General features: G+C 73.6%; 21 protein-coding genes and 1 tRNA gene. 8 read left to right on the plus strand and 14 right to left on the minus strand.

The annotated features are described in order from the left end of the window. Positions 1–37: 37 nt before the first annotated feature. From DN069_RS04795 to DN069_RS04815, 5 genes are all read right to left on the minus strand, one after another. A complete protein-coding gene (locus tag DN069_RS04795) occupies positions 38–388 on the minus strand; it encodes a hypothetical protein (RefSeq protein WP_111499556.1) in 351 nt (116 codons plus the stop codon). Positions 389–533: 145 nt separating this feature from the next. Further along, positions 534–1,904 (minus strand): AAA domain-containing protein, encoded by a 1,371-nt coding sequence (locus DN069_RS04800; protein ID WP_207892046.1) that lies wholly within the window; start codon positions 1,902–1,904, stop codon positions 534–536. Further along, positions 1,901–3,415, minus strand: a complete 1,515-nt coding sequence (locus tag DN069_RS39825) for a hypothetical protein (RefSeq protein ID WP_165845370.1) — start codon at positions 3,413–3,415, stop codon at positions 1,901–1,903. The genes DN069_RS04800 and DN069_RS39825 overlap by 4 nt, the downstream gene beginning before the upstream one ends. Next, entirely contained in the window at positions 3,412–4,584 is a 1,173-nt protein-coding gene (locus DN069_RS04810; protein ID WP_111499557.1) for a hypothetical protein, read from the minus strand. The genes DN069_RS39825 and DN069_RS04810 overlap by 4 nt, the downstream gene beginning before the upstream one ends. 23 nt (positions 4,585–4,607) lie before the next feature. Beyond that, positions 4,608–5,471, minus strand: coding sequence for a phosphatase PAP2 family protein (locus tag DN069_RS04815; protein WP_111499558.1), 864 nt, complete (start codon positions 5,469–5,471; stop codon positions 4,608–4,610). 154 nt (positions 5,472–5,625) lie between these two features. Between DN069_RS04815 and DN069_RS04820 the strand changes: the two genes are divergently transcribed. Both DN069_RS04820 and DN069_RS04825 read left to right on the plus strand, forming a co-directional pair. Next, positions 5,626–6,336: a TetR/AcrR family transcriptional regulator gene (locus DN069_RS04820; RefSeq protein ID WP_165845371.1), complete on the plus strand. Its 711-nt coding sequence runs from the start codon at positions 5,626–5,628 to the stop codon at positions 6,334–6,336. A 156-nt stretch (positions 6,337–6,492) separates the two neighbouring features. After that, on the plus strand, positions 6,493–7,134 hold the full coding sequence (locus DN069_RS04825) for a histidine phosphatase family protein (RefSeq protein WP_111499605.1): 642 nt from the start codon (positions 6,493–6,495) through the stop codon (positions 7,132–7,134). Positions 7,135–7,216: 82 nt separating this feature from the next. On the opposite strand, the gene DN069_RS04830 is transcribed toward DN069_RS04825, so the two are convergent. Both DN069_RS04830 and DN069_RS04835 read right to left on the minus strand, forming a co-directional pair. Further along, positions 7,217–7,675, minus strand: a complete 459-nt coding sequence (locus tag DN069_RS04830) for a heme-degrading domain-containing protein (protein WP_111499560.1) — start codon at positions 7,673–7,675, stop codon at positions 7,217–7,219. After that, positions 7,672–8,772, minus strand: a complete 1,101-nt coding sequence (locus DN069_RS04835; protein WP_111499561.1) for a Gfo/Idh/MocA family oxidoreductase — start codon at positions 8,770–8,772, stop codon at positions 7,672–7,674. The genes DN069_RS04830 and DN069_RS04835 overlap by 4 nt, the downstream gene beginning before the upstream one ends. Positions 8,773–8,828: 56 nt before the next feature. Between DN069_RS04835 and DN069_RS04840 the strand changes: the two genes are divergently transcribed. Further along, the gene (locus DN069_RS04840) at positions 8,829–9,956 is read left to right on the plus strand and encodes an ROK family transcriptional regulator (protein ID WP_111499562.1); all 1,128 of its coding nucleotides are present in this window, start codon (positions 8,829–8,831) and stop codon (positions 9,954–9,956) included. Positions 9,957–10,077: 121 nt separating this feature from the next. Here the strand turns inward: DN069_RS04840 and DN069_RS04845 are convergent, their stop codons facing one another. Then, a complete protein-coding gene (locus tag DN069_RS04845) occupies positions 10,078–11,445 on the minus strand; it encodes an NsdA family TPR-like regulatory protein (protein WP_341538436.1) in 1,368 nt (455 codons plus the stop codon). 424 nt (positions 11,446–11,869) lie between these two features. On the opposite strand from DN069_RS04845, the gene DN069_RS04850 reads away from it, so the two are divergent. Continuing rightward, positions 11,870–12,166: a hypothetical protein gene (locus DN069_RS04850; protein WP_341538437.1), complete on the plus strand. Its 297-nt coding sequence runs from the start codon at positions 11,870–11,872 to the stop codon at positions 12,164–12,166. An 86-nt stretch (positions 12,167–12,252) separates the two neighbouring features. After that, a complete protein-coding gene (locus tag DN069_RS04855; protein WP_165845372.1) occupies positions 12,253–13,194 on the plus strand; it encodes a spermidine synthase in 942 nt (313 codons plus the stop codon). Positions 13,195–13,233: 39 nt separating this feature from the next. On the opposite strand, the gene DN069_RS04860 is transcribed toward DN069_RS04855, so the two are convergent. From DN069_RS04860 to DN069_RS04865, 3 genes are all read right to left on the minus strand, one after another. Then, positions 13,234–14,961, minus strand: coding sequence for an ABC transporter substrate-binding protein (locus DN069_RS04860; RefSeq protein ID WP_111499566.1), 1,728 nt, complete (start codon positions 14,959–14,961; stop codon positions 13,234–13,236). Positions 14,962–15,286: 325 nt separating this feature from the next. Beyond that, a complete protein-coding gene (locus tag DN069_RS39830; RefSeq protein WP_165845373.1) occupies positions 15,287–15,463 on the minus strand; it encodes a hypothetical protein in 177 nt (58 codons plus the stop codon). Between the two features lie 37 nt (positions 15,464–15,500). Continuing rightward, entirely contained in the window at positions 15,501–16,970 is a 1,470-nt protein-coding gene (locus DN069_RS04865) for a GH1 family beta-glucosidase (RefSeq protein ID WP_111499567.1), read from the minus strand. A 302-nt stretch (positions 16,971–17,272) separates the two neighbouring features. On the opposite strand from DN069_RS04865, the gene DN069_RS04870 reads away from it, so the two are divergent. Continuing rightward, positions 17,273–18,307: a LacI family DNA-binding transcriptional regulator gene (locus DN069_RS04870; RefSeq protein WP_111499568.1), complete on the plus strand. Its 1,035-nt coding sequence runs from the start codon at positions 17,273–17,275 to the stop codon at positions 18,305–18,307. 208 nt (positions 18,308–18,515) lie between these two features. Then, positions 18,516–19,460 (plus strand): slipin family protein, encoded by a 945-nt coding sequence (locus DN069_RS04875; protein ID WP_424556252.1) that lies wholly within the window; start codon positions 18,516–18,518, stop codon positions 19,458–19,460. A 90-nt stretch (positions 19,461–19,550) separates the two neighbouring features. On the opposite strand, the gene DN069_RS04880 is transcribed toward DN069_RS04875, so the two are convergent. The 3 genes from DN069_RS04880 to DN069_RS04890 form a co-directional block, all read right to left on the minus strand. Continuing rightward, positions 19,551–19,626, minus strand: a tRNA-His gene (locus DN069_RS04880). 109 nt (positions 19,627–19,735) lie between these two features. Next, positions 19,736–20,338, minus strand: a complete 603-nt coding sequence (gene orn, locus DN069_RS04885; RefSeq protein ID WP_111499569.1) for an oligoribonuclease — start codon at positions 20,336–20,338, stop codon at positions 19,736–19,738. Positions 20,339–20,645: 307 nt separating this feature from the next. Continuing rightward, positions 20,646–21,926 (minus strand): helix-turn-helix domain-containing protein, encoded by a 1,281-nt coding sequence (locus DN069_RS04890; protein ID WP_243638918.1) that lies wholly within the window; start codon positions 21,924–21,926, stop codon positions 20,646–20,648. 738 nt (positions 21,927–22,664) lie between these two features. Here DN069_RS04890 and DN069_RS04895 point away from each other — a divergent pair. After that, positions 22,665–23,516 (plus strand): GNAT family N-acetyltransferase, encoded by an 852-nt coding sequence (locus tag DN069_RS04895; RefSeq protein WP_111499571.1) that lies wholly within the window; start codon positions 22,665–22,667, stop codon positions 23,514–23,516. Positions 23,517–23,559 lie beyond the last annotated feature (43 nt).

Consider the following 23,559-nt stretch of genomic DNA (forward strand, 5'->3'; position numbering starts at 1 on the left):
CGCTTTGGCATATGCCAAAGCGCGCGGGGCGCCCGCCTCAGTCCACCGGCCGACGCTGCTGCAGGCTGCGGCCGTATTCGACCATCTTCGCGGCATAGTCGGGCGTCCAGTCCGCCGACTCGGCGATCTGCTCCAGGCTCAGGTTGTCGAACCGCCGAGTGTCCGCGAGCTGGGCCGCGGCCAGCGCCTGGAAGTCGCTCGCCCGCTCGGCGGCGGCGCGGAACGCGAGGGTCAGCTCAGTCGCCCGCGCGAGCAGCTCGCGGGGGTCCTCGATCGACTCCAGATCGAAGAAGTGCTCCGCCTCCGGCTCCGCGAGACCCGGCTCGAAGAGCAGCGGCGCGGGCCGAAGCCGCCGCTGCGGCGCGGGATCGACCGGGGAGTCGGACATCGGGAACCTCCTGGAGCGACGAGGGGGACAGGTGCGTGCCGACACTCCATTGTCCGGCCACGCCAACGCGTGAGGAACAGGGCCTTGCGCTGTGCGTATTCCCGGGCGGCCGGGCGGCGGCCCGGGCGAGCGGCCGGCGCGGCCCTCATCCGACCGGCACCCGGTGCCGCCGCAGGTGCTCCAGCACGGCGTGGTTGGCCTCCCAGCCGTCCGGGAACTTGGAGACCACGCCGAGCTGGACCGGCTCCGTGGCGGGGTGGGCGTCGAGCAGCTCCGGGATGCCGGCGCGGGTCACGACGACGCACGCGTGCCGGTGCCGGGAGGCGAGCACGCACAGGCGACCGGTCTCCAGATGGAACGCCGTCGCGTCCGGGCGCCCGGACAGCGGGTGGAGCACCACCGTGACGTCGTACTCCCGGCCCTGCAGACGGTTCGCGGTGTCGACGGTGACGCCCGTGACACCCAGCGCGGCCAGCGCCGCGCGGACCGCCGCGGCCTGGTCCCGGTGCGCGGTGCCCACGGCGATCCGCTCCGCGTCGACGGGCGCCGTGCCGCGCTCGGAACGGGCCTCGCCGCCCCGGGCCAGCAGCCGGGCGACCACCGCGGCGACCGCGGCCACCGCCTCCGGATCGGTGCGCACGGTCAGCCGCGCGGGCAGCTCCAGCAGCCCCCAGCCGGACTCCGCCGCCACGTCCAGCACCTCGTCCGCCGCGCGCGCCAGGCCCGGCGCGAGGCCGGCGGGTGGGGGAGGCGTCGCGGGGCCCAACCCCAGCAGCCGGTCACCCGACTCCGTGCCCGCGCGGAACGGGGTGAAGGGGTAGAACGCGTCGGAGATCAGCGGCGCGGCCGAGGCGGGCAGGCGCCAGGAGACCGGCAGCCGGTGCGGCACGATCCCCGGGTTGTGGGCGAGCAGCGTCACGACCGCGCTCTGCGACGGATCGTGGTGCAGGCCGGCCCAGTCGTCCGTGCCGACGATGCTGAACGGGTCCAACTGGCCCGGGTCGCCGACGAACAGCGCACGCTCGAAGAGCCGGGCCACAGCCAGCAGCGCGTCCGAGCGCATCTGGTACGCCTCGTCGACGATGGCGTGGTGCCACGGGTCGGTGTCCCTGACCCACTGCCACTTGGCCGCCGTGGCCACCACGACCGGCAGTTCGCGCAGGTCCGCCGCCTTGGTGGAGGCGACCACGCCCGCGTGCCGCGTCGCGATCTCGGACGGCAGCGCGTCACTGCCGTGCAGTCGGCCCACGGCCAGCCCGGCATCGGCCTGGGCCAGCCGGTCCACCAGGTCGTCGACCTGGCTGTTGGTCTGCGCGACGATCATCAACCGCTCGCCGGTGGCGACCAGTTCGCGCGCGGCCCGCACGACCAGCGTCGACTTTCCGGCGCCGGGGGGCGAGTCGACGACCGTGCCGCGCTCGCCGCCGTGCAGCGCGGAGGCGAGGATCGCGGCGACGGCGGCGTCGGCCTGCTCGCCGGGCGTCGGGGCCGCGGCGGGGGAGGGGTGCGTGCTCACTGGGGCGGCCCCCCGTGGGTCCAGGGCGTGTCCTCGGGATCGGGCAGCGGAGCGGACTGACGGGCCGACAACTCGAACAGGGTGAAGCAGACCTGCTCGCCCTGCTCCGGCACCGAGCCCGGCTCCGGCTCCTTCTTGCGACCCATGCCGCTGAGCAGACGGAGCGTCAGCAGGCCCGCCTCCGCGTCGAGCCACGCCAGCTCGGCCCGCTGCGTCGACGGCCCGCCCGCGCGGTGCACCTCCCCGCCCGGGTCGAGATGCGGTCGGTCCTCCGTGCGAACGGTGACCAGCGGGCGCGGCTTCGGGCTGCGCCCGCTCGTGTCGTAGTCGGGCTGCACCTCCACGACCTCCCCCGCGAACGCCTGACCGGCGAGCCGGTGCTCGGCCATGGCCAGCGGGTCGTCCAGAGCCTCCTCCAGATCCACGCGGACCTGCTCGCGCTCGCGCTGCGCGAGCTTGCGCGCGGCCGTGACCGCGTCGTCGTGCAGCGGCTGTGGCGGCTCGCCCGCGGCGACGCGGTCCCGGTGGCCGGTGTAAGACCAGCGGTCGCCCTCCCAGCGCTCCACGACGTGGGCGGCGGGCGGGAGTTCACGCAGCAGGTCGATGCCCTGCCAGACCTGGTGCCAGACCGGGAGCAGCACCGACCTCAGCAGCGCCTCGATCTCCTCGGCGCGCGCCCGCGTCAGCGGCTCGTCCTGCGCGGAGCGGGCCGCGTCGTAGCGGGTGACGGCCGGGGCGAGCAGCAGGCTGTCGAAATCCGGATCGGTGGCCGGACCGGCCGGCGGCACCAGCAACTGGCCGCGCTCGTCCCTGCCGTTCTCGGCGCGCGACGCGGCCTGCTCGCCGCGCGAGCCCTCCGGCGGGGCGATCCACGCCAGCAGCGCGCCCAGGTGCGCGTCCTCCAGGGAGCTCTGGCCGGTGGCCCAGTGGCGCGCGAGCGTGCTGGTCAGCGGCAGCAGCATCGACGATCCCGGCACGTTCGCCCGCTCGGACAGATGCGTCAGCCAGCGGCCGAGCAGCGGCACCCGCGCGGGCGCCGGATAGGGGCCGGGATCGGGATCCTCGGCCGTGCGCCGGAAGCGCGTCGAGCGACCGAACAGCCCCAGCAGCTCCACCCCGCCCGGGTTCGGCACGATCAACTGCGGCGCGTCCGCGCAGAGCTCGCGCACCTCGACGGTCTTCTCGCCCGACTCCGGATCCTTGACGTTCCGTTCGAGCAGCTCCACGTCGCCGCCGAAGCTCTCCAGATAGGGGAGCAACTCGTCGCCGAGCCGGGCCAGGAAGGCGAACCGCAGGTCGCGGTCGAGCGGCTGCGGAACGGTGAGCAGCCGCGGGTGTTCGCGGTCGGAGCCGAGCAGCATCGCCAGCGGCGCCCCCGTCTCGCCTGCCGCCGCGAGCGGCACCAGCGCGAACGGCCGCTCGGAGACGTGCCGGTGACGCACCGTCGCGAGCGGCTGGGCGACGCCCGCGCGGACCGCCTCCAGCCGCGCCAGGGTGGTGAGCAGGCTCATCGCGCGAGCGCCTCCTCGCGCAGCCGGGCGGCGCGCGCCAGCGCCTCGCCCTCGCCGGTCGCGGCCAGCGCGGCCTCGACGGTGGTCAGGCTGCCCAACTCGCCGCGCACCCCTCGCCCGAGCGTCTCCACCGCGCCCGCGGCCCGGGCCTGCGTCCGACAGTGGAAGGACAGCTCGCACGCCGCCAGGCAGTCCGGCGTGTACGCGTGCGCGAGCGCGTCCACCGCCTCCGGCGCCTCGTCCAGCCGCGCCGTCTCCGGCAGCGCGGCCAGCAGCGTCTCGATCCGCGTCATCCGCACCAACTGCCGCCGCGTCACCGCGAGCTGCTTCCGCAGATCCAACGGCGCGGCGACGGCGACGTTCGAGAAGTCCCGCGGACAGACCAGCAGCCCCGTGGTCCGCACCGCCCCGGCAAGCCCCTCGGGCTCGACGTAGGGCGAGCCGGGCTTCCCGGCGCCGGAAGCGCCGGCGGGCCTGACCGCGCTTGGGGCCGCTGCGTCCAGCGCGGACGCCGTGGCGCGCAGCGCCAGGACGTAGACGGCGGCCTGGCGGGCGGCGGCGCCGACCTTGGTGGGGTCGGCGCTGCCGTCGAGGATCGGGAAGGACTTGATCTCCACGACCGTCCAGCGCCCGTCCGGGCCGACCACGATGGCGTCGGGCTCCAGGGAGACCGAGGAGCCCGCGACGTCGAGGCGCAGCAGGGGGCGGTCCAGCAGCGTCCAGGCCCGGCCCGCCGAAGCGGCGGCCGCGGCCTCGGACAGGGCCACCCGGGTCCGCGCCGCGCGCACCGCGGGGCCCTCGGACGGGAGCAGGTCCGGCACCTCGACCGGGGTCTGCGCCGACGCCTCGGGCAGCAGCTCCGACCGGAGCAGCGCGACCAGCTCCGCGCACCGGTCGGCACGCAGCCGCCGTTCGAAGACGAGACCGCGGGTGATCGCGAACGGCGACTGGCCGAACGCGGCGGGACTGCCCAACCGGGCTGCCAGGGACGCCTTGTCGACGCCCGCGGCGTCGAGCACGGCGCGCCGGTCGCACCCCGGATTGGCCGCGAGCGCGGCCAGCGCCCGGGCGTCCATGCTGCGCGCGGCGGCGTCCCCGCGCAGCGCGGCGAGTCGCGCTTCGAGGGGGGTGAGGGGCTGATCGACCCGAGGATGCGTGCTGTGGTTCATGGTGCCCGCCAGTGTTGCACCTGCTACTGACATCCGTCCCGAAACCCCGTCCCACCCGGGCCGCGTGGAGAACGCTCCCGAGGCGACCGGGTCGTCCAGTCCGCGGTGGTGAGGCCGTCGGCGCGGGTCGTGCGGAGGGCGCTGCGGTCCCAGAGGCGTAGGGCCGGGCCGGTCAGGGCGCGGCCCAGGAGGATCACGCCCACCCCGGCCAGCACGTCCAGCAGGTAGTGGTTGCCGGTGCCCATCACCACCAGCGCGATGATCACCGGGTAGAGCGCGCCGAGCGCCCGCACCGTCGTGTCCCGTGCGTGGGTGACCAGCATCAGGCCGCACCACAGGGCCCAGCCCACGTGCAGGCTCGGCATCGCCGCGAACTCGTTGGTCATCGAGCCCAGCCCGTTCGGCACGCTCGCGCTGCCGCCCCACCAGCCGACCGCGGCGTGCTGGGCCATGGTGTCCGTGAACCCGAACGCCGTCGGCAGCAGGCGCGGCGGCGCCGCCGGGAAGAGCACGAAGCCGACAAGGGCCAGCACCGTCGAGATCCCGAGCCAGGTCCGGGCGCGGCGGTAGACGTCACGGTGGTGGCGCCAGAGCCAGATCAGGACCGCGGGCGTGACGACGTAGTGCAGGGACGCGTAGGCGAAGTCGGCCGGTATGCCGAGCCAGCGGTGGCTGGTGAAGTCCGCGTTCAGCCGGCGCTCGGGGTCCAGGTGCAGCCACTGCTCGACGTCGACGAGGCGCGCGGCGTCCCGCTGCGCCCGCTGCACGCCGCCGCGCACGAGCAGCCGGCTGCCGTCGTAGGCGAAGTAGACGACCGCGACCAGCAGCACCTCCCGCAGCCACGTCGTCCCCCGCGCCGGGCTGGTGGGGGTGGCAGGTGTGGACATGGCTGGGCTCCGCGCGGGTCTGGCCTGTCCGAGGAGCGGACAGGAAGAACGTACACGCTACCGTACGCTGTACGTTAGACCGACGGACAACCGCCCCTCCGAGCCTCCGGGGACAATCAAGGTGGCCCTTACCAGGCCTGTGTACGCTCCAGACATGCCCTCCGAGCAGTCGACCGCCACTGCCGCGCCGTCCCGGCCGGCCCGTCGGTCGCGCGCGCCAAGAGGGTCGCTCAACCCCGACCTGATCCTCGAGCACGCGCTGCGGCTGCTGGACGAGCGAGGCCTGGAGGCCTTCTCGATGCGCGCGCTCGCCGAGGACCTCGGCGTCGGCACGATGGCGCTCTACACCTACTTCCGGGGCAAGGACGAGCTGTTCCGCGCCGCCCGCGACCGGGTCCTCGCCGGCTACACCCCGCCCAGCACCGAGGGCAGCTGGGACCAGCGCCTGCGCGCCGCCTGCGTCGCGGTGCACGACCTCTTCACCGGCCGACCGGCCGTGCTCCGGCTGCTCGCCGAGTCCACCGCCAACGACGACTTCCTCGACGCCGCCACCTCCGCGATGGACCGGATGCTCGCGCTGCTGCGCGAGGGCGGGTTGGGGCGCGAGGACGCGGCGCGCGCGTACGGCACGCTCTCCCGCTTCACCATCGGCTCCGCGCTGCGCGAGATCCGCGTCTGCGCCCGCCCCGAGGCGCTGGAGCTGTTCCGCTCCCGCATCGCCGCCCTGCCGCCGGAGCGCTTCCCGGTGTTGGCCGATCTCGCCCCCGAGCTCCTGCTGAGCACGGAGAACGGCCGCGAGCAGTACGAGTACGGCCTCGACCTGATCCTCTGCGGCATCCGCGACCTCGCCTCCCGCTCGGCCTGACCGGCGAACCGGCCCGGCCTGGTGCGGACCGGCCCCGGTGCGCGGGCCGCGACGGGGTCCGGGATCATGGAGGCACTTGTTCGTTCCCCTTCCGGGACGCACCGGAGTGCGCAGCGCGGCGCGCCCCGGCCCCCGGCGATGCCCGAGGAGGCCCGCATGCCCGCGCGGATCCTGCTGGTCCGGCACGGCGAGACCGGTTGGTCGGCCACCGGCCGCCACACCGGCCGCACCGACGTCCCGCTCACCGACGAGGGCCGCGAGATGGGCCGCCGCCTGGGCGCTCGCCTCGCTGCCGGGCCGTGGCACGGTCTCGCGGACGCCGAGATCGTCAGCAGCCCGCTCTCCCGCGCCCGGGAGACCGCCGAGCTGGCCGGTTTCGGCGGGCGGATCCGCACCGACGAGCGGCTGCTGGAGTGGGACTACGGCGGCTACGAGGGCCTGACCGGCCCGGAGGTCCGCGCGGAGCGCCAGCCGGGGTGGCTGATCTGGCGCGACGGCGTGCCCGGCGGCGAGAAGCTCGCCGAGGTGGGCGCGCGGGTCGACGCCTTCCTCGCCGAGGTGGACGCCCGCGCGGGCGTGCCGGACCCGGACACGACCGTGATGCACGCCGCCGACCGCGACCTCGTCGTCTTCGCCCACGGCCACCTGCTGCGCATCATGGCCGCGCGCTGGCTCGGGCTGCCGCCCGAGGGAGGCCAGCAGTTCAAGCTCGGCCCCGCCGCGCTGTCCGTGCTGACCTGGGAATACGGGGCGCGCGCCGTCGAACGCTGGAACGACGCCGCGCACCTCGCCTCCTGAGCGGCCCCTCCGGGCTGCTACCCGTCCAAGCTGCTGCCCCGCCAGGCTGTTAGCCCTCCAGGGCTGCTACCCCTCCAAGCTGTTACCCCTCCAAGAACTGCTCCAGCGCCTCGACCACCAGCTTGTGGTCGTCGACCTGCGGCAACCCGGAGACCGCGACGGTGCCGACCAGGCCGACGTCCGCGACCACGATCGGGAACGCCCCGCCGTGGGCCGCGTACCGGTCGGGGTCGAGGCGGGACTTCTCCTCGAAGCTGCTGCCCTGCTCCCGGAAGCGCTGGCCCACCAGGTAGGAGCTGGCCGCGTACCGTCGCACCACGCGGATCTTGCGTTCGATCCAGGCGTCGTTGTCGGCGCTGCTCCCGGGGGCGGCGAAGTGGAAGAGCTGCTGCTCGCCGCGGCGGATGTCGACGGCGACCGGCAGGGCGCGCTCGCGGACCAGGTCCACCAGCAGGCAGCCGAGCCGCCAGGCGTCGTCGTTGGTGAACCGGGAGAACTGCAGGCGGCGCTCCTGCTCGACGAGCTCGGCCGTCGTGGTCACAGCGACACCGTCCGGGCCTCGGCGGCGGACTGCCGCGCTGCTTCCAGCACCTTCAGCGCGGCGACGGCGTCGCGCGGCTCGACCGGCACCGGGGCCTGGCCGCGCAGCGCGGCCGCGACCCCGGCGTAGTAGCGCTCGTAGGCGCCGTGCAGGGTCGGGTGGGCGACGTAGTCGTCCACCGCGCCGAGCTGTCCGAACATCGCCGCGGGTGTCACGCCCCAGCCCTCGTCGGCCGGGGTGCGGCCGGCCCGCAGCGCGTCCTCCTGGCCGTCGAGGCCCCAGCTGGTGTAGGCGGCCTCGCTGCCCAGCACCCGGAAACGCGGCCCGAGTTCGGCCGCGGTGGCGCTCATCCACAGGTGGGAGCGGGTGCCGTTCGCGTGGGTGAGCGCGACGAACGTGTCGTCGTCGGCCGCCGCGCCCCCGCGGCGGACGTCGAGCTCGGCGTAGACGCTGGTGGCCGGGCCGAAGAGGGTGAGCGCCTGGTCGACCAGGTGGCTGCCCAGGTCGTAGAGGAGACCGCCGGCCTCGGCCGGGTCGCCCAGCTCCCGCCAGCCGCCCTTGAGCTGGGGCCGCCAGCGCTCGAACCGGGACTCGAAGCGATGCACCCGACCGAGCCGCCCGGACCGGACCAGCTCGCTGACGGTCAGGAAGTCCCCGTCCCAGCGCCGGTTCTGGAAGACGCTCAGCGGCAGGCCGCGCGACTCCGCCAGCCCGGCCAGCTCCGCGCCCTCGGCGGCCGTCGCCGCCAGCGGCTTGTCGACCACGACCGGCATACCCGCCTGCAGGGCTGCGGTGGCCAGCGGGATGTGGGTGCGGTTCGGTGACGCGATCACCACCAGATCCAGGCCGAGCGGCCACAGCTCCTCGGGCGAGGAGAGCAGGCGCGCCTGCGGATGCCGGGCGGCGGCCTGTTCCCGTCGTTCCGGGTTCGCCGTGACGACGGCGTCCAGCCGCAGGCCGGGAGTGGTCGTGATCAGGGGTGCGTGGAAGACCGCGCCCGCGAGGCCGTAGCCGATCAGGCCCACGCGGAGCGGCGCGGGGCCGTCCTGCGTGCCGGCCGCGGGGGCCGGGGTGGGGTTGGGAGTGCTGTTCGCCATGGAACCAGTTAAACAACAGTGTGGATTAAGTGGCAAGCATCCCGCATAATCGACTCGTGTCCACCCCCGGATCCTCAACATCCCCAGGCGACTCGGCCGTCACACCGGCGTCCACCCCGCCGGTCCGGCCGACCGTCCCCGGCGCGAACCTGTCGGCGTTGCGGGACCACAACGCGGCGGCCGTGCTGACCCTCGTCAGGGTCGCCGGCGAGGGCGGGATCAGCCGGGTGGAGCTCGCCCGGCAGTCCGGGCTGACCGCGCAGGCGATCAGCAAGATCGTGCAGCGGCTCGTCGAGGACGGCCTGCTGGCCGAGACCGGACGCGGCGCCTCCACCGGCGGCAAGCCGCGCACGCTGCTCACCCTGGTGCCCGAGGCGCGCTGGGCCGTGGGCGCACAACTCGGTCGCGACGCGCTGACGGTGCTGCGCGCCGATCTCACCGGGCGGGTGGTCGCCGACCGGCGGGTTCCGATCGACCTCGCCGGCTGGGGCCCCGCCCGTGTACTGGATCTCCTCGCCGAGGAGGTCGGCCGGCTCCTCGCCGACGTGCCGCGCGAGCGCGTCCTCGGTGTGGGCGTGGCCTCGCCCGGCCCGTTGGACCAACTCGCCGGGGTCCTGCACCAGGTGACCGGCGCGCCCTCCTGGGACGGCCTCCCGCTGCGCGACGAGGTGGCCGGTCGGCTCGGCCTGCCCGCGCTCATCGAGAAGGACAGCACGGCCGGTGTGCTGAGCGGACTGGGCTCGCCCAACCGCGCCTTCGTCCACCTGGACCGGGGCTTGGGCGCGGGCCTCGTCCTCGGCGGCGCCGTCCAGCGCGGCGCCCGCACCAACGCGGGCGAGTTCGGTCACCAGACCCTCGACCCGAACGGCCCGCGCTGCCGCTGCGGCAACACCGGTTGCGTCGAGGCGCTGTGGGCCGCCGCCCCCACGCCCCAGGCGGCCGCCGCGGTGCTCGGCGAGGCCGTCGCCAACCTCGTCCGGCTGCTCGACCTCGACGAGGTCGTCCTCGGCGGCCGCGAGGTGCTCGCCGCCCCGGACGTCTACCCCGCCGAGATCCTCCGCGTCCTCGCCGCCCGCCTCCCGGACCCGGCCTGGCAGCCCGTCACGGTCTCCCTCGCCCCGTCCGGCCCCAACGCCGTCGCCCTCGGCGCGGCGGGGCTCGTCCTGTCCCGGCTCTTCGGCTGACGGGCCGACAAGCCGACGGGTCGACAAGCCGGCCCGGGAGCGGGAAAGGACCGCTCCCGGCCGATGCGCGGCCCGCGAGGGAGCCCCACCCCGCAGGCCGCGCAGCTCTTGTGGCGCGCGATCAGCTCGCGATCGCCAGTTCGTACCGCTCCAGGAAGTCGGAGACCTCCGGCACCGAACGGTGCTGCCTCATCCGCTCCGCCGTCGCGGACACCATGCCGCGGATGCGGGTGGAGCGGACCTGGGAGAGCAGTGCCACCGCGGACGAGCCGCTGTGCGCGGCCTCGACCACGGCGCCGCGGCCGAGTTGGTCGTGGGCCAGCTCCGCCGTGTAGAGGGTGCGGTTGCGGACGAAGTGCGCCGGCTGCAGCGCTATCGCCCGCTCGGCCCACTCCGCCGCCGCCTCGAACTCACCCAGCGCGGCCCAGCACTGGGCCGTCAGACCGGCCAGCTCGGCCTCGTTGAAGAAGGACATCCACTCGGGGTCCGCCTCCGCGGGGCCCTGCTCGAAGGCGGAACGGGACTCGCCCAGCGCCTTGAGGCAGGAGCCGCGGTCCCGCAGCAGCGCCCAGCCGCCGGCCTCACGCAGCGCCAGCAGGGACTGCAACCGGGCCGAGCCGAGGTCCGCCGCCGCGCTCCGCGCGGCCTGGGCGGCGCGGACCGCCTCTCGCGGGCGTCCCGCGTCCCGGGCCAGGAAGGCGGTGTTGCAGAACGCGTGGGCCTCCAGAGCGGAGTCCCCCGCCATCCGGGCCGTGGCCAGCGCCTCGGCGTAGAGGGAGCGCGCCTCGGCCAGCCGGCCGGAGTCGTGGGCCAGCCAGCCGACGGAGATGGCCAGCTCGCCGGCGGACGCCTGTAGCCGTTGCTCCACCTGCGCCGTGTACGTGCCGCAGTTGAGCAGTTGGTAGGTCGAGCGCAGGGTGTGGCCCGCCCGCTCGAACAGGGTGTCGGCGCCGTGGACGTCGTCCAGCAGCCGGATCTGACGGACCGCCGACTCGACCTCGCCGACCTCGCGCAGGCCCACCCGGACGTTCGGCTGCGGGAGCGTCCCGGGATCCGGGACCGCCCCGGATCCCGGGCCGACCGCGGACGGCGCCGCCCCCAGGGGATGGACGGCGGCGTCCTGGGCCGCCGGGGAACTCTGAGCGTGGGCGGGACCGTCCCAGCTCAGTGCGGTGACCACGGCCAGGGGGCCGCCGGCCAGGAACGTGCGTCGCTGCACGTCGTCGTTCTCCTCGTCGCGTGGTGCCGGGAGCACGGCCGCACGCCGGGACTCCCCTCGCGGCGTGAAACCGAGATCGGCCAGGCTGGCGCCGGGGAACATGTGGCGGAAGACGCGCTCGTAGGCGTAGTTGGGACGCCGGATCTCCCCCGACTCGACCCGGCCGACGTATCGGGCGTCGCAGGAGACGTGCTCCCCGATCTCGCGCGCCGCGCGTCGGACCGACGCGGCGAACTCGCGAGGGGAGAGGTCTCCGCGACGTTCGCGCATCCGCACGTTGGGAGAGGCGGGAGAAGGGAGAGAGACGTGAGCCATGCGGCACCCCCTGATACGGAATTGCAGGAGCGACATTACTCTGAGCGAGAATTCGAACACGCTCGGTTTTCCGACATTTCCGGACCAGTCGGACCTGATCGCGGCGGTCTGCCATGAAATGCCATGGCTCGCGGGTTTGGGACGCCGTGGCCGGAGCCGGTTCCACGCGTTGTAGGGGATAGAGAGCGCCTGTACCCGGGGTGCGAGCGAGGAGGCGGCCGTGCAGATGAAGGCGGACAGCGAATCAGGATGCGGCGATCCAGCCCGCGCCGAGTCGGGCCGTGGCGAGTCGGGCCGCGCCGGGTGCGCGGAGTCGGCCCGGCGAGCGGCCGTCGGCGGAGGCAGGCGGGCGCTCCGGCCGGGGTGCGAGGTGGTCACCGTGCCCGAGCGCGAGGGCCTGGAGACCGTCGACATCCTGCGGCTGCGCGGCGGCTGCGGAGCCGTGCTCCTGGGGGACGCCGAGTCAACGCTCTCCTTCCTCGTCCCCTTCGGCACCGCCGCCCAGTGGCAGTTGCCCGGCAGTTCCTGTCGCCCCGTGCCCACGCCCGGCGCCGAGTCGCACTGGCTGCTGCCGCCGACGGCGGGCGGCCCCGGCCCGGTGCTCACCGATCCCGCCGAGCTCCGTGCCGCCCTCGGCGAGGCGGCGCGTACCCTCGCCGCGAGCGAGAGGCTCTGAGCGCTCGCCCGGCTGGTCCGCTGGTCCGGGTTGCTCGTTCTCGCCGTCCGTTCGAGCCGTGCGGGTGGATCACGGATACTGGACCGATGGCGAGAAAGCGGAAGGGCCAGGTCAGCGAAGCCGAGGCGGAGCGTGCGAGTGGGCCGAGGCGCGGTGGCGCGGCTCGATCCGGTGCTGCCCGCGGCGGCGCGGCCGTGGCGTCGATCTCCGCCCAGGTGGCCTCCGGCACCGCCGAGCTGGTGCCGGACCGGGACCGCCCCAAGGCCTGGACGCTGCTGCTGGACGGCGCCCCGCAGTCGCACGTCGACCTCGACGACCCGGGGCGGCTGACCTTCGAGTACCAGCGCCGCCTCGGGCGGGTCACGGATCTGGCCGCCGCGCCGGGCCGGCCGCTGAACGCCCTCCACCTCGGCGGCGGGGGGCTGACCCTGCCCCGCTACATCGCCGCGACGCGTCCCCGCTCCCGCCAGCAGGTGGCCGAGATCGACACCGCCCTGACCGAGCTCGTGCGCCGCGAACTTCCCTTGGAGCGCACCTGGCAGATCCGGGTCCGTGGCGGTGACGCCCGCGAGGTGCTGACCCGCACCCCCGAGGGCTGGGCGGACCTGGTGATCGCCGACGTGTTCAGCGGCGCCCGCGTGCCCGCCCACTGCGCCACCGTCGAGTTCGCCGAGGCCGCCGCGCGCGCCCTGGCGCCCGGCGGCCACTACACGGCCAATATCGCCGACGGCGGTCGGCTGCCGTTCGCCCGACGTCAGGTCGCGACCCTGCGCGCGGTCTTCCCCGAGGTCGCCATGGTCGCCGACCCGGCCGTGCTGCGCGGCAAGCGCTTCGGCAACCTCATCCTGCTGGCCTCCACCGCCCCGCTGGCCCTGACGGAGCTCGGGCGCGCCATGGCGGGCGATCCCGTCGTCGCGCGCATCGTGCACGGCGCCGACCTGGACGACTTCCAAGCCGGCGCCGCTGTGGCCCGCGACGCCGAGGCGGAGGCCTCCCCAGCGCCGCCGGACACGGTCTTCGCCCACTGACGGGGCGTCATCGCGAGGGCGGTTCCGGTCGGCGAGGCCTCACTTGACCGGGGTCAGGTGCAGGATCATGTACTCGTACGACTGGTCCTGCGGGGTCGGGTTGACGTAGGCGTTGTCCTTCGTCGGCCAGCCGGTGAAGTTGGCGGTGCTGAACTCGTACCAGGACGCTCCGTAGAGCACCGGCACCGCGGGAACGTTCGTGGAGAGTTCCTGCTGCAGGGCGTTGAGTGCCGTCTGCTGGTCGGCCGGGGTGGTCGCGTTCTGGTACTGCTTCACCGCGGCGTCGGCCGCGGTGCTCTGGTAGCGGCTGAAGTCACCGGCGGACGGCTGGCCGACCGGGGAGGTCAGGGTGGAGTCCAGGATGAACTGCAGCCGCTGGAAGGCCGTGGTGCCCTGGCCCCAGTGCAGCGCCACGTCGTACTTGCCGGTGGTGATGGCGGTGTTCCAGCCGTTGTAGTCCATGTCGCCGTTGACCTTCACGTCGAAGCCGAGGCCGTTCAGCGTCTGCTGCATCGCCTTGGCGTCGCACCAGTAGTCCGTGAAGGAGTTCGGGTCGATGATCGTGAACGAGATCGTCTTGCCGCCCTTGGTCCACTTGCCGGCGACCTTGGCGTAGCCGTCCGCGCTCAGCAGGCTCTGCACCGCGGACGCGTCCGAACCCGACTTCAGGTCCTTGGCGGTCGCCGGGTTGAGCGAGCTCTGGTCCAGCGGCAGCGTCAGGCCCCCGGAGGAGGAGGCGGGCAGCTCGTAGTTCGTCTCGCACTGGCTGGCCATGGAGGCGCGGTCGATGCCCGCGCTGACCGCCTTGCGGACCGCCACGTCGGCCAGCGCCGGCGCGGTGGGGCTCTTGGTGTTGAGCAGCAGCGCGACGGTGTTGCCGGCCGGGAAGTACGGCGCGTCGGTCTGGAACAGGTGGTTGTGCTGCGTGTCCTTGGCGACGAAGGAGGTCAGCACGTTGTTGATGTCGTTGCCGGCCAGGTCGAGCTGGCCCTGGGCGAGCGCGGTGGTGGCCGCGTCGTTGCTCGCGTAGTTGGCCACGGCGACCTCGGGGACCTTGGGCTTGCCGCCCCAGTAGGCCGGGTTGGCCTTGTAGCTGACCTTCTGCGCGGCGAAGGCGTCGACGAGGTAGGGGCCGGTGCCTATCGCCTGCGAGGCCTTGATGACCGCGGTGGCCGGACCGGAGACTGCGGACCACTGCTTCTTCTGCACGATCAGCTGGTTGCCGATCGCCTGGGCGCTCGCCATCTCGGGCGAGGCGAAGGTGAGCACCACGGTGCTGGTGTCGGGCGTGGTGATCGAGGCGGCCTTGGGCACGCCCTGGGTGTTCGCCGCCGCGTTGTCCGTCACCAGCTGGTAGGTGAAGGCCACGTCCGCGGAGGTGAGCGGGGAGCCGTCGGACCACTTGACGCCGGAGTGCAGGTGGATCGTGGCGGTCTTGCCGTCGCTCGACCAGTCGATCTTGTCGGCCAGCCACGGGGTGGGCGCCTGGGTCGGGTTGAGGGTGTTGTACTGCAGCAGCGGCTCGTAGATCAGCGAGTCGGTGTTCTGCGTCCGGCCGAAGGAGTTGCCGTCGAACGGGTTGAAGTCCTCGGTGAACGCGGTCGCGCCGGTGTTGTCCTCCAAGTAGAGGGTCTCGGCCGCGGTCTTCCCGCCGCCGGCTCCGCCGCCCTTCGGGGAGGAGCTCGAGCAGGCCGTCAGGCCCAGTCCGAGGGCCGCCAGAACGGCCACGCTCCTGATGACGGTGCTGCGTCTCGCGATGGGTCTCATTGTCGTACGCTCCTTGGGTCCGACCGGCGCGCGCCGGCCAGTGGTGAACGACCATGTCCAGGTCTGTGAACGGTGGTGCGGTGCTTGGCGGGACCGGCCGGTGACTGCCGGACGGCTCGCGATCGTCGAGGCGGACGTCGCCCCGGGCGAGTTGGCGCTCGCCCGGGGCTCCGCCCGCTCAGGGGGTGGGCAGGTCGGATGCCGCTGACGTCGTTTCCTGCGACGCCTGCTCGGCGCAGCGCGGCATGGCGAAAGACCTGAACGGCATCTGCACGTTGATGTGCAGGGCTGCCCGTGGGTGGGCGGTGGGCGGTGCCGGCTGCGGTCAGTGGCCGCCGGGCAGACCCCGGTGCTTGTAGCAGGCGATCGCGGTCAGCAGCAGGCCCAGCAGGACGGGAAAGAGCCAGGCCATCGTCCCGGCGTGATCCGCCGCTGCCGAGCCGGGCCCGGGGGCGGGCGCCGGCGTGGGTGCGGGAGCGATCAGGACGACGAACATGTGCACGCCGGGTCCAACGATCGGGAGCTACGCAGCGTTACTGTCAGGGCTTGGGTATCGCCCCCCTGTGTGCGGCCTCGCCGTACCAGTGGGCGCTGGACTTGGGGATACGCCGCTGGGTGGCGAAGTCGACGTAGACCATGCCGAATCGCTTGGAGTAGCCGTAGCTCCACTCGAAGTTGTCCAGCAGTGACCACAGGAAGTAGCCGCGGACGTCGATGCCTGCGGAGAGTGCGCGGTGCACGGCGGCGAGATGGTCCTGCAGGTAGGCGACCCGCTCCGGATCCCGCACCTCGCCCTCGGGGTTCGGGTAGTCGTCGCAGGCCATGCCGTTCTCGGTGATCAGCAGCGGCAGATCGGGCCGCTCCTCGTGTACCCGGGAGAGCAGGTCGAAGAGCCCGGTGGCGTCGATCGGCCAGCCCATGTTGGTGGCCGGACCCTCCGGCTGGCGGAAGGCGACCGACTCGGAGCCCGGCCAGGGGGAGGCCCCTCCGGTGCCGTGCGGGTCGCTGCTGCTGGGGCCCTCGGCGCAGACCCAGGTGGGGGTGTAGTAGTTGATGCCGATCAGGTCGAGCGGGGCGTGGGCGGCCGCGAGATCGCCGGGCTGGACCAACTGCTCCCACTCGACCAGGCGCGCGGTGTCGGCGAGCAGGTCGTCGTCGTAACGGCCGTGCAGCATGGGCCCGGTGAAGATCCGGTTGCCGACCGCGTCGATCCGGCGTGCGGCCTCGGCGTCCGCCGCGCTGTCACTGACCGGGCGGACCTGGTGCAGGTTGAGGCTGACGGACAGGTTGGCGTCGGGCACCGCCGCCCGGACCGCGGCGGCGGCCCGGCCGTGGCCGAGGTTCAGATGGTGCGCCGCCCGCAGCGCGTCGCCGGGATCCCTCCGCCCGGGGGCGTGGACGCCCGAGGCGTAGCCCAGGAACGCCGAGCACCAGGGCTCGTTCAGCGTGGTCCAGTGCTTCAGCCGGTCGCCCAGCCCCTCGGCGACCAGGGACGCGTAGTCGCCGAACCGCTCGGCGGTCTCACGGGCCGGCCAGCCGCCCGCGTCCTCCAACTCCTGTGGCAGATCCCAGTGGTAGAGCGTGGCCACCGGGGTGATCCCGGCCTCGAGCAGGGCGTCGACCAGGCTGCGGTAGAAGTCGAGCCCGCGCTCGACGGCGGGGCCGCGACCCGTCGGCTGGACCCGGGACCAGGAGACCGAGAACCGGTAGGCGGTCAGCCCGAGCTCGCGCATCAGGGCCACGTCCTCGCGGAAGCGGTGGTAGTGGTCCACGGCGACGGCCCCGGTGTCCCCGTGGTGGGTCTTCCCGGGTGTGGCGCTGAAGGTGTCCCAGATGGAGGGTGTGCGCCCGCCCTCGGCGGCCGCGCCCTCCACCTGGTAGGACGAGGTGGCCGTGCCCCACAGGAAGTCGGCGGGGAAGCGCAGCAGGCCGTCGTCGGCCGGCGAGGATCGGGTCTGGGTGGGAAGGCCGGTGGTCCGGCGGGACGGTGAGGCGTCGACGGAGGTCATCGCGGCAGACTCCCGGGAGTCCGAGGCGGATGGCGGCAAGAGGCGGCAAGAGGTGGCAAGCGGCGGTGAGGTGCTCCGTCGGGCCGTCGAAGGCACCGGATCCAGGCGCGGATCTGGGAGCGCTCCCAGCCGCTTGCTGATTGGAAGCCTGGATCCCGTCGCGCGCGACTGTCAAGGAGTCTGCGGAGACTTTCCCTCGAAAGTTGGGAGCGCTCCCAGACATTGCGTGGACACGCTACGGTGTTCCCGTGATCGTCGGCGCATCGCGCGCGAACGGCGAACGAGGGCAGCGAGGGAGCGCCATGAGCAGCAGGGCAGCCGGTCGCGGGGAGGGCAAGCCCACGTTGGAGGCCGTCGCCGCGCTGGCCGGGGTCGGGCGCGGCACGGTGTCGCGCGTGGTCAACGGCGCGGCCGGGGTCAGCCCGCGGGCGCGCACGGCGGTGGAGCAGGCCATCGCCGAGCTCGGCTACGTGCCGAACCGCGCCGCCCGCTCGCTGGCCACGAGCCGGGCCGACGCCATCGCCCTGATCGTGCCGGAGACCGAGACCCGGCTCGCCTCCGAGCCCTTCTTCGCCTCGATCATCCGCGGCGTCGCCAGCGAGATCTCCGACACCGAGCTGCAGCTGCTGCTGATCCTGGTCAGCACGGAGCGGGAGCGGCGCCGGCTGGCCGGCTTCCTCGACGGACGGCGCGTCGACGGGGTGCTGCTGGTCTCCGTCCACGACGACGATCCCGTGGTCGAACTGCTGGAGCGCACCGGGCTGCCCACCGTGCTCGGCGGTCGTCGCTCCGAGCTGGAGCCGCTCAGCTACGTCAACCCGGACAACCTCGGGGGCGCCTGGGCGGCGGTGCGCCACCTGCTCGGTCTCGGCCGGCGCCGGGTGGCCACGATCACCGGTCCGATGGACATGGAGGCGTCCTGCGTCCGTCTCGACGGCTACCGGCGCGCCATGGAGGAGGCCGGCGTGGCCGTCGAGGCCGGGCTGATCGCCCACGGGGACTTCTCCGAGGAGTCCGGGGAGCGGACCATGACGGAGCTGCTCGACCGCGAGCCCGCCGTCGACGCGGTCTTCTGCGCCTCCGACCTGATGGCGGCGGGTGCCATGCGCGCGCTGCGCCGGGCCGGCCGCCGGATACCGGAGGACGTCGCCGTGGTCGGCTTCGACGACTCGCCCGTCGCCCGGCACACCGAGCCGCCGCTGACCTCGGTCCGCCAGCCCAGCGAGGAGATGGGCCGCGCCATGGCCCGGTTGTTGCTGGAGGAGATCGCCACCCCGGGCCGCAGCCACCGGCAGATCATCCTCTCCACGGAGCTGGTGGTACGCGAGTCCGCCTGAGGCCCGGACGTCCGCTCCGGCGGGGCCGTCGCGTGGGTGATCCATGCCGATACGGGGTATGCGCGCCTGTGCGGAGCCCAGGGCAGCGCTGTCGAACGGCTGATCACCGGTTCCGCACGACCGTTCCTCCTGGCCTGACCCACGAGTAGCGTGGAACGTGGCGGGGTGGCTGCCGGGTGTCCTTCTTGGACGAGATCGGGTGATGGCGATGCTGGCTGTGGATGTCGTCCTGGGGGTGCTCGGCGCGGGTGCCCTGTGGCTGGCGACGGGGGTGCGCGTCGTCCAGCAGTTCGAGAAGGGTGTGGTGTTCCGCTTCGGCCGGGTCCGCAGCGGGATCCGGGGTCCCGGCCTGACGCTGCTGCTGCCGGTCGCGGACCGGCTGCGCAAGGTGAATGTCCAGATCATCACCATGCCGGTGCCGGCCCAGGAGGGCATCACCCGTGACAACGTGACCGTCCGGGTCGACGCCGTCGTCTACTTCCGGGTCGAGGATCCGGTCCTCGCCACGGTCAACGTGCAGAACTACACCTTCGCGATGTCCCAGGTCGCGCAGACCTCGCTCCGCTCGATCATCGGCAAGAGCGAGCTGGACGACCTGCTGACCAACCGCGAGCCGCTGAACCAGGGGCTCGAGCTGATGATCGACAGCCCGGCGGTCGGCTGGGGCATCCACATCGACCGGGTGGAGATCAAGGACGTCGCGCTGCCGGAGTCGATGAAGCGGTCGATGTCCCGGCAGGCCGAGGCGGAGCGTGAGCGTCGTGCCCGCATCATCACCGCGGACGGTGAGTTCCAGGCCTCGCGCAAGCTCTCCGAGGCCGCGACGATCATGTCGGACACTCCGGCCGCACTCCAGCTGCGTCTGCTGCAGACCGTCGTCGAGGTGGCCGCGGAGAAGAACTCCACGCTGGTGCTGCCCTTCCCGGTGGAGCTGCTCCGCTTCCTCGACGGGATGACGCCCAAGCCGGACAGCAACGGGGGTGCTCCGGCCGCGGCGGCCCGAGCCGGTGCGGCGGCGGTCGCCCCGAGCGCCCCGGAGCCGCCGAGCGTCGAGCCGGTGCCGAGCGTGCCCGAGCTGGAGGCGGAGGCCGACGCGGAGCTGGAGGCGGGTGGGCTGCTCTTCCCGGAGTCCGAGGAGCACCCGGAGGCCTGATCCGCCGGATCCCCTGATCCGGGCTCAGAGCCCGGAAGCCGAGAACGACTTCGGGCCCGACCGTCGAACGGTCGGGCCCGAAGCCTTCGATGGGGTGAGTGACGGGGCTCGAACCCGCGACACCTGGGATCACAACCCAGTGCTCTACCAGCTGAGCTACACCCACCATCTGTCCGCTGCGCTCTCGCGCGCTGACGGAGATAACTCTACAGGATCCGGCGGGGTGCTCTCGACCACGTTTCCCATGGCCGGAGGCGGTCCGGTTCGACCCGGTATCAGGCCGGCGGCTGCTCGAAACGTGCGGCGATCGCGCGTGCGGCCTCGGTGTCCGGGCCCGGCTTCGGCACGAAGACGGCCTCGCGGTAGTACTTCAACTCCGCGATGCTCTCCCGGATGTCCGCGAGGGCACGGTGGTTGCCCTGCTTCTTGGGGCTGTTGTAGTAGGCGCGCGGGTACCACCGGCGGGCCAGCTCCTTGATCGACGACACGTCGACGATCCGGTAGTGCAGGTGGTTCTCCAGCGCGGGCATGTCCCGGGAGAGGAAGCCGCGGTCCGTCGCCACCGAGTTCCCGCACAGCGGGGCCTTGCCGGCCTCCGGGACGTGGGCCCGCACGTAGGCGAGCACCTGGGCCTCGGCCTCGGCCAGGGTGATGCCGCCGGCCAGCTCCTCCAGCAGGCCCGAGGCGGTGTGCATCTCCCGCACCACGTCCGGCATCTGCTCGATGGCCGCGTCCGGGGGGCGGACCACGATGTCGACGCCCTCACCCAGAATGTTGAGCTCGGAGTCGGTCACCAGGGCGGCGACCTCCACCAGGGCGTCTCGTTCGAGGTCGAGTCCCGTCATCTCGCAGTCGATCCACACCATGCGGTCGTTCATCCCGCTCACCGTCCCGGGGCTTGTGCGCGTCCTGCTTACGACGTCAACCGCGAACCACGCCACGGACCCGGGCGGGGGATCGGCTGACCCGTCATGGTCGATCATCGCCCTTCACCCGTGCAAGTCGACACGTCGACCCGGGTGCGCGGGGGTCCGGTCGAGACCCGCCGTCGTCGCCCCGATGGAGTCGCCACGACGGTGTCGCCTCAGTGGTGTCGGGCCAGGGACGGGGTGATGAGGGCGTGCGGCATGCGCCCACCCTCGGCACCCTGTCCCGGGTGGTCGCCTCGGGCCCGTGCGCCGGTCGCTACCGGCGTTCCGCGCCGCGGCGGCGGAGGGCGGCGGTGGCGCTGTCGGGGTGGCTCAGCGCCTGGGCCGGGCCGGGACGGCTGTCCTCGGTGGGGGAGGAGTGGTCGGCCGACGCCGGACGGCCCGAACCGGCCTGGCGCGAACGTCCGCCGACGCGGGGCGTGGGACGGCCGCGTCCCGGTCCGCCCTGCGGCGGCACCGTGGGCTGCGAGCCGCCCGACTGGTCGCCGCCACCCGCGCCGGATGCCGCCCCGCTCTGCTGCGGAACCGCGATGGCGGCTCCGTTGGTCACTCCACCCGCACCGGCGCTCCCGTTCGGTGCGCCGGGCTCCGGGCGGCGGGCCCGGAAGGTGCTGCGGTAGACCGCCGGGGAGACGCCGAGCTGCCGCCGGAAGTGGCCGCGCAGCGCCACCGGCGAGCGGAAGCCGCAGCGGCGTGCGACCTCGTCGACGGAGAGCTCCGTGGTCTCCAGCAGTCGCTGCGCCTGCAGCACCCGCTGCGAGATGAGCCACTGCAGGGGCGCGCTGCCGGTCAGCGCCCGGAAGCGCCGGTCGAACGTGCGCCGGCTCATGTACGCGCGAGCGGCCAGCACCTCCACGTCGAACTGCTTGGAGAGGTTGTCCAGCGCCCAGGTGACGACCTCGGCGAGCGGGTCGTTGCCGATCTCCTCGGGTAAAGACCGATCGACGTACGGCGCCTGTCCGCCGGACCGGCGCACCGGAACGACGAGGCGGCGGGCCAGGGCCGCGGCGGCCTCCGCGCCGTGGTCGGTGCGGACCACGTGCAGGCACAGGTCGATGCCGGCCGCCGTGCCGGCGCTGGTCAGCACGTCGCCCTCGTCGATGAAGAGCTCCCGCGGGTCGACCTGGATCTGCGGGTACCGCTTGGCCAGGGTCGGCGCGTACATCCAGTGCGTGGTCGCGGGGCGGCCGTCGAGCAGTCCGGCGGCGGCGAGCACGAAGGCGCCGGTGCACAGGCCGATGATCCGCGCGCCTTCGGCGTGGGCCTTGCGCAGGGCGGCGAGCGCCTCGGCGGGCGGGGTCTGCCCGGCCGAGCGCCAGGCGGGGACGACAACGGTGCCGGCGCGGGCCAGGCCCTCGAGTCCGTAGGGGGCCGTCATGGTCAGGCCGCCGGTCGTCGCGAGCGGACCGTTCTCGCCGGCGCACACCAGCAGCCGGTAGTGCGGGAGCCCGGTGTCCTGGCGGTCGATGCCGAAGACGGAGAGCGGGATTGAACTCTCGAAGATCGGGCCGCCGCTGAAGAGCAGCACGGCCACGATCTCGGACCGGCGGCGGCCCGAGAGCTTGCGGGGAGCTGCGACGGCGAGGCCGGTTGATCCACTGGCGAGACTGCCGGAACCGGTGGCGCCGACCGGGACGCCGGCGGTCGCCTCGTCCCCGGTGACGGTAGTCCTGCTGACCCTGCTCAAGGCGCTCCGGCCCCCCTCGCTGTCATGGTCGTCCCGGTCCCTGTGATTCCACGGTGCCGTCCGCACCCGTCCTGAGATGGCGCTTGCCGAGCCCCCCGCCTCTCGCGTGCTCCCATCAAGATCGAATCTACTGGCTCGGGCGCGGCTGTTGCGACTAGTTCACCATCAGACGCTATGTCGACATGGCAATTTGGCGTGAAGCATTCGATCTCGAAGCGTGGCACCCATCACCCCGTCAGGGAAGGGGGCATGCCGTGCCGTGGCCAGTTGTGGCGCGGTTCCCGCACGCTCGACGAGCGGACCGCGGCCCGTGCGAGGGGCCTGGGCTGGGCGTATGGCCAACCACGTGGATGTGTCCTGAAGTTGACCGAAAAGAGGCGTCCTGGAGCGCGGGGGGCGCACGAACCGCGCACATTTCCTCCCGCACTCCACCGCGAGCCAATCCGCTCGGCGCCTGATCAGCAGACGAACCGGGGTGTGCCCGCGGTGCGCATCGCTCCCCGTGAGGGGAGTGCCGGGCAGGCGCGGCCGGTGCCCGCGCCGCCCCTGGCCGCCCGGCCGGACGGCGTCAGGCTTTAGGGTGAACGGATGGGAGTCGAACTCGCTGTCGGCAACGCCGCAAGCCACTGGACGGCCATGGCGAGGGCGCGCGGGTGGGAGTGGGTCGACGGCCCGGGCTTCACCGCCGTCCGGTCCGAGCTGGCGCACCGCGTGCTGCTGGCGGCGGGGCCGATCTCCGACGTCGACGAACTGCGACGTGAACTGCTGGCGGTCTTCCGGGAGTGGGGCTCCCGGCAGCTCTGCCTGGAGGACCCGACCCAGTCCCTCGACCTCGGCGACCTGGGCTTCGAGGCGGCGCTGGCCATGCCGATGATGGTGCGCGACCCCGATGCCACCGAGAGGCCGAGCCTCCGCCGCCGCGTCCCCACCGACCGGCCCGGCACCGCCGCGACGGGCGCTTCGACGGGCGAGGTCGAGGCGGGCGGGATCGAGGCGGGCGCGGTCGATGCGGGTCGGGTCTGCGCAGGTGAGGCCGTGGACGAGGAGGACCTCGCCGCGGTCGAGCGCGTCGTGGTCGAGGGCTTTCCGATCCTGCACCGACTGCCCTGGCAGCGTGGGCAGCAGTTTCCGGCCGCGGCCGTGGTGCCGGGACAGCGCAGCTGGCTCGCGCGGGTGGACGGACATCCGGCCGCGGCGTGCGTGACGTACGACGACGGTACGGCGGTCGGCTTCTACTGGGTGGCCACTCTCCCGGAACTCCGCTCGCAGGGGGCGGCGCGGGCGGTGGTCCGCGCCGGGCTCGACGCGCACCCGGGTCGGCCGGCGACCCTGACCGCCACGCTGCTCGGCGAACCGCTCTATCGCCGCCTCGGTTTCACCGAGCGCGGCATCGCCCGCTGGTGGCAGTTTCCGGCCACCCCCGCAGAGCTGCGCCGCTGACCGGTCGCTGATCGCGGACCCTCCTCCTCTGTATCTCCCCTAC

The organism is Streptacidiphilus pinicola (assembly GCF_003258295.1).
Classification (GTDB): Bacteria; Actinomycetota; Actinomycetes; order Streptomycetales; family Streptomycetaceae; genus Streptacidiphilus; species Streptacidiphilus pinicola.

Coding starts and splice junctions, on each gene's coding strand:
- DN069_RS04855 (WP_165845372.1), top strand. CDS start 12,253: ATGGCGAGAAAGCGGAAGGGCCAGGTCAGCGAAGCCGAGGCGGAGCGT.
- DN069_RS04810 (WP_111499557.1), bottom strand. CDS start 4,584: ATGAACCACAGCACGCATCCTCGGGTCGATCAGCCCCTCACCCCCCTC.
- DN069_RS04865 (WP_111499567.1), bottom strand. CDS start 16,970: ATGACCTCCGTCGACGCCTCACCGTCCCGCCGGACCACCGGCCTTCCC.
- DN069_RS04795 (WP_111499556.1), bottom strand. CDS start 388: ATGTCCGACTCCCCGGTCGATCCCGCGCCGCAGCGGCGGCTTCGGCCC.
- DN069_RS04860 (WP_111499566.1), bottom strand. CDS start 14,961: ATGAGACCCATCGCGAGACGCAGCACCGTCATCAGGAGCGTGGCCGTT.
- DN069_RS04835 (WP_111499561.1), bottom strand. CDS start 8,772: ATGGCGAACAGCACTCCCAACCCCACCCCGGCCCCCGCGGCCGGCACG.
- orn (WP_111499569.1), bottom strand. CDS start 20,338: ATGAACGACCGCATGGTGTGGATCGACTGCGAGATGACGGGACTCGAC.
- DN069_RS04845 (WP_341538436.1), bottom strand. CDS start 11,445: ATGCGCGAACGTCGCGGAGACCTCTCCCCTCGCGAGTTCGCCGCGTCG.
- DN069_RS04815 (WP_111499558.1), bottom strand. CDS start 5,471: ATGTCCACACCTGCCACCCCCACCAGCCCGGCGCGGGGGACGACGTGG.
- DN069_RS04825 (WP_111499605.1), top strand. CDS start 6,493: ATGCCCGCGCGGATCCTGCTGGTCCGGCACGGCGAGACCGGTTGGTCG.
- DN069_RS39825 (WP_165845370.1), bottom strand. CDS start 3,415: ATGAGCCTGCTCACCACCCTGGCGCGGCTGGAGGCGGTCCGCGCGGGC.
- DN069_RS04820 (WP_165845371.1), top strand. CDS start 5,626: ATGCCCTCCGAGCAGTCGACCGCCACTGCCGCGCCGTCCCGGCCGGCC.
- DN069_RS04895 (WP_111499571.1), top strand. CDS start 22,665: ATGGGAGTCGAACTCGCTGTCGGCAACGCCGCAAGCCACTGGACGGCC.
- DN069_RS04875 (WP_424556252.1), top strand. CDS start 18,516: ATGCTGGCTGTGGATGTCGTCCTGGGGGTGCTCGGCGCGGGTGCCCTG.
- DN069_RS04870 (WP_111499568.1), top strand. CDS start 17,273: ATGAGCAGCAGGGCAGCCGGTCGCGGGGAGGGCAAGCCCACGTTGGAG.